Consider the following 4,750-nt stretch of genomic DNA (forward strand, 5'->3'; position numbering starts at 1 on the left):
GACTCCGTTTTCCATAATAGCAGATATTATTACTAGCCCTATACAGTTTATTATTTACTTAAATGAAATAATGAACGCATTAGGAGCATTGAGGGCGCTGGGTTAATTTCTCAAAAAGTTAGCGACGGCGCATAACTATCGGCTCTGACGCTGCGCTTCGAGATTGCTACGCAACTCTCGCTTGGCCTCCGGCACATTTCGCTTTGTCACTCGTTTTGCTGAGCAAAACTCGCGCCAAGTGCTTGCGCACTCGCGAAACGTCGTCAAGCCTTGGTCGTTAGGCGTAATCAGAAATAATTTATCCGTATTTAGGTAACAAATAATATGCAATTGCTGAAAATAATTACATTAATTCCTTTCTGTTATATTGCTGCTTGTAAACCGATAGTAAAGGAACAAATTGTGCCAGTAGCTTCTAAATGTGTATTTATGGATGGCTTGAAGGTAAGGCAGTTTCCAGAACTAAATGCAAATCATATCGGATATCTTAATTATGGCCAAGTTGTCGATATCGTAAGATTTTCTGATCGGAAAGATACTATTAACCAAGTGCAAGCAAGCTGGGCACTTATTAATTTCAAAGGAATTGATGCATGGATATTTGCTGGTTTCTTAAGAGATAATTGTCCAACTGAGGCAACAAAGTTGGATGGTTTAATTAAATTAAAATCTCCTGGGCCAATTTTTACGTTAATGGACAAAAATTTTAATTCCTATATAGGGAATATCTATAAGAACGAAAAATGTTCCTTAAAGTTACCTCGCGAGTGCTTCTCTGATTGCTCATATGAAGCAGGTGGTGGCTCATGCTCAATTATTTCATCGGAAGTGTCAAAAGACATTATTGTAATTAAGGTGAGAGCATATAAGGAAGGCTCATACTTAAAAGATTTTAATGGTGACTATATCTGCCGGATTGAAAATTCAGAATTTCTGATTTTTCAGACTATTATTTGCTCGAAATGAGACTGATATAGTTTCTGACTACGCCTAACTATCGGCTTATCGCTGCGCTTCGAGATTGCTTCGCAACTCTCGCTTGGCCTTCGGCACATTTTGCTTTGTCACTCGTTTTGCTGAGCAAAACTCGCGCCAAGTGCTACGCACTCGCAAAACGTCGATAACCCTTGGTCGTTATGCGAAAGACCGATCAGAATAGAATCTTACAAGAACAAATAGATCTAAAGATAACTTTTATCAAAGGAATTTAGAAAACTTTTAATCGACAGTCATTTGAATATAAGGTTGTTTATCGGTGAGGGAGCACACAGTATGAGTGAATCTAAACCTAAAATGACTTTTCACGTCGAATCAGTAAGAATAGATTCGCATAGTAGTATATCGAAATGTAAGAACGCCAAGATAATACTTGATACAGATATCTTAGGGAATGCGGATGCCTTTAATCCTGCAGAATTGCTGCTGTCCGCTCTCTCTGCTTGTATAATTAAAGGACTAGAAAAAACAGTCCCAATTTTACAATTTCAATTAAATTCAATTGAAGTGATAGTAGATGGAGTTAGGCAAGATGTACCTCCGAGAATGGAATCGATATTTTATAAAGTAATAGTCGATTCAGAAGAATCAGAGCAACGTTTGAATCTTTTGCATGAAAATGTAAAGAAATATGGAACAGTTTTTAATACAATCGCTTCTGGTACAAATTTGAGTGGTGTATTAGTAAGACGTCAAAGTTGAAGATTTGCTTTAAATCTGTTTAAGTTTTATTCTCAGGCAAAGGATCGGTCCATCGCATAACTGTCGGTGCTTCCGCTACGCTTCGAGATCGCTAACGCGACTCTCGCTCGGGCTACGCCACATTTGCTTCTGTCACTTCGTTTGCATGAGCAAACTCGCGCCATTGCAAACGTCGGAACACCTTGGTCGTTATGCGTCATTTTTATAAGTAATCCGCAATATGAATAATTTAAATTTTCTACCAATACTGTATACGATTGGTATTGTTTTGATAATAACGATTCCTATCATATATCTGTTCTTTAAATTAATGTATTCGCAATTTTCAGATTCGATAATTGCGGAAGTTCTTAAGGATCCGTCTCATCAACAATTGGGTGAAGAACTTAGAAATAATATTTTGGATAATGAAAAGTCAATTTCTGAATTGAATTATTCCTATGATCAAATCTTGAATATTGTGCAAAGTGAATACGAAAGATATATTCAGCAATATAAAATTAATAAGAATGCAAGCTTGCTTTTGGGTTATTATCAGATCATGTTCATGCATTTTTTTAGAATAGTTACTTTATTTAATAGAACGAAAAACAGATTTAAAAGAGCGGAGAATATTAAGTTCGAAGAGATAAGTGATGGTATATCATTTATCTTGAAAGAACTCAAACTTGATTTTCCTCATTTTATGAGGACAGCAAGATCAGTGCGTCGATACGATCGATCTATAAGAGAAACGAATACAACCTTCGAGAATATACTTGTTGAAAAACTCTATTTGGATACTTATACAAATCTTGAGGTATATTTGCAGAATATCGTAGCAATATTACTTAATTGCTTTCCGGTTTATTTAAATAAGACCGAGTTAAAACTAAAAGTAGAGAATATATTTCGCAATGATATTAAAAACATTCAAGATCTAAAAGGTCTTATTATTCAAGAAGAAATATCTTCGATTTTTCATTCTAAAAATATTGCAGACGTCATTCCGTTACTTTTAAGAAAGTTTAAGATTGATTATCATGATGAATACGGGGATAATTTAAATGAATTGTTCTTTCATTCAAAGGTTAGAAATCATATAATTCATTCTACCGGCATTGTTAATAAAAAATTATTAACTGACTTAAGTTCAAGAAAAATTGACCATAAATTAACAGAAGGAGAAAACTTGAAGTCTATTCTGAAATCAGAAATTGACTTTTTTACAGATGTTGCTCATCATATAATGCGAACTACTAATTCGTTAGTTTATAATGATGTTCATAGAATGTATAACCATAATCAATTAAGCAATAAATACGACGCATAACTATCGGCTCTGACGCAGCGCTGCGGGATGCTATGCACCCTCGCTCGGCCTTCGGCACATTTCGCTTTGTCACTCGCCTTGCAGAGCAAGTCTCGTGCCAAGTGCTTCCGCACTCGCGAAACGTCGTCAAGCCTTGGTCGTTAGGCGACAATATCGCGATTTTCTTTTATTTTTTATTGTATAAGTTTTGAATTCTACCTTAGAGCTTGGAGCCAAATTAAGATCCACTTTAAGTTTCGACCGCTTTTCTCCCTTTTCTTGTTTTGTATCGTAGACTGAAAGATTTTAGCAATGTTAGGCTTCTTCAGAACTCATGTTACCTTTGTACTAAAAGATACGAAAAGGGTTCGCTACTTTATAATTTGAAAGTGAATTAGTCACTAATTTGCTTTTATTCTATTAGAGGATTTTATAGAGTAGGGCTTGGGTGCACTGTGTTAGGAGCGATACTGCGCCTAACTATCGGCTTGGCGTTACGCTTCGGGTTCCCTTCGGACCCTCGCTCCAGGCTTCGCCACATTTCGCTTTGTCACTCGCCTTGCGGGGCAAGTCTCGCGCCAAGTGCTTGCGCACTCGCGAAACGTCGCCAACCCTTGGTCATTATACGCCATCCAAATGAATTCTATGTTTGAAACAGAAATCAGTTTTTTACACTTAACTTTAGGAAATGTTAAGATCGATTTTCTAAATACTTCGATTAATACAATATCTGATGTAAATATCCTAAGGCTTAAACTTCAGTTTCAGGTGAATAATCCTCTGCCTGTAGTTTGTCACGGTTTTGAGGTAACTTTAAAGATAAACGGAATTTCGGAAGTAGATAAATTTAGTAAATTGCATACGTTTGACTTTTCCTTAAAATATACGTCCAACTTTGACTGCAATTTTAAAATACCAAATTCGATCTTCGAAAAGATAGAATCGAATCGAAAAGATGATGTAAACTTTTCTATCGACTTTGTTTTTCATGCAAACAAAAAGAGAAAAATAGTCGGAATTGATAATCAAACCTTTGAAGTTATTGAGGCTACTCAGAATTTATTAACTGCAAATTTGCATTTCAATATACCTAAGTCATTTTGGATTGAGAAAATATTAAATAATAGTACCTTACAAAAGATCGCATTAGTTGAGATTCCAATAAGCTCGTTTTCAGATCTTGAATATTTTACCCAGGCAATTAATGAGTTGAATGAGGCCAATAAATATTACCTTCTTGGTGATTATGACAAAAGTGTAGGGCATTGTAGATCTCTTCTTGAATCTCTTCAAAAAGAAAAAGATAAATTACTTAAATATTCCGACAGTGACTCGAATAAGAAAGCTTTTATAGACGCAAACGCTTTGACATTTGACTGGTTAGATAAAACCTCTAAAACAATAAAATCTATAACTAATAAGCCACATCATTCGCCAAGTGTAGGCCATTTTGGGCGGGAAGAGGGTTATTCAATTTTGCTTATTGTGATGGCTTTAATCAAATTTTGGTCCTCTCAAATAAGAACGTATAATGATATACAAACTTAATCAAACTTCGCCAAATTTGGACGGCGTATAACTATCGGCTCTGACGCTTCGCTTCGAGATCGCTGCGCGACTCTCGCTTGGGCTTCGCCACATTCGCTGTCGTCACTGCACTTGCTAAAGCAAGTTCGTGCCGTTGCGAACGTCGTCAAGCCTTGGTCGTTAGGCGTAATCAGAAATAATTTATCCGTATTTAGGTAACAAATAATATGCAAT

General features: G+C 36.0%; 4 protein-coding genes. All 4 read left to right on the forward strand.

Going from position 1 to position 4,750, the window contains the following annotated elements:
- Positions 1-324 precede the first annotated feature (324 nt).
- Entirely contained in the window at positions 325-966 is a 642-nt protein-coding gene (locus EHO58_RS17930) for an SH3 domain-containing protein (protein ID WP_135628510.1), read from the forward strand.
- A 306-nt stretch (positions 967-1,272) separates the two neighbouring features.
- On the forward strand, positions 1,273-1,698 hold the full coding sequence (locus EHO58_RS17935; protein ID WP_135680835.1) for an OsmC family protein: 426 nt from the start codon (positions 1,273-1,275) through the stop codon (positions 1,696-1,698).
- Between the two features lie 373 nt (positions 1,699-2,071).
- The gene (locus tag EHO58_RS17940) at positions 2,072-3,010 is read left to right on the forward strand and encodes a hypothetical protein (RefSeq protein WP_135680836.1); all 939 of its coding nucleotides are present in this window, start codon (positions 2,072-2,074) and stop codon (positions 3,008-3,010) included.
- Between the two features lie 624 nt (positions 3,011-3,634).
- Positions 3,635-4,537: a hypothetical protein gene (locus EHO58_RS17945; RefSeq protein ID WP_135680837.1), complete on the forward strand. Its 903-nt coding sequence runs from the start codon at positions 3,635-3,637 to the stop codon at positions 4,535-4,537.
- The last annotated feature ends 213 nt before the right edge of the window (positions 4,538-4,750 follow it).

Source organism: Leptospira selangorensis, from assembly GCF_004769405.1.
In the GTDB taxonomy this organism is placed as follows: Bacteria; Spirochaetota; Leptospiria; order Leptospirales; family Leptospiraceae; genus Leptospira_B; species Leptospira_B selangorensis.

What these genes read in the sequence shown, in the direction of transcription:
- EHO58_RS17935 (WP_135680835.1), top strand. Translation starts at nt 1,273, where the DNA reads ATGAGTGAATCTAAACCTAAAATGACTTTTCACGTCGAATCAGTAAGA.
- EHO58_RS17945 (WP_135680837.1), top strand. Translation starts at nt 3,635, where the DNA reads ATGTTTGAAACAGAAATCAGTTTTTTACACTTAACTTTAGGAAATGTT.
- EHO58_RS17930 (WP_135628510.1), top strand. Translation starts at nt 325, where the DNA reads ATGCAATTGCTGAAAATAATTACATTAATTCCTTTCTGTTATATTGCT.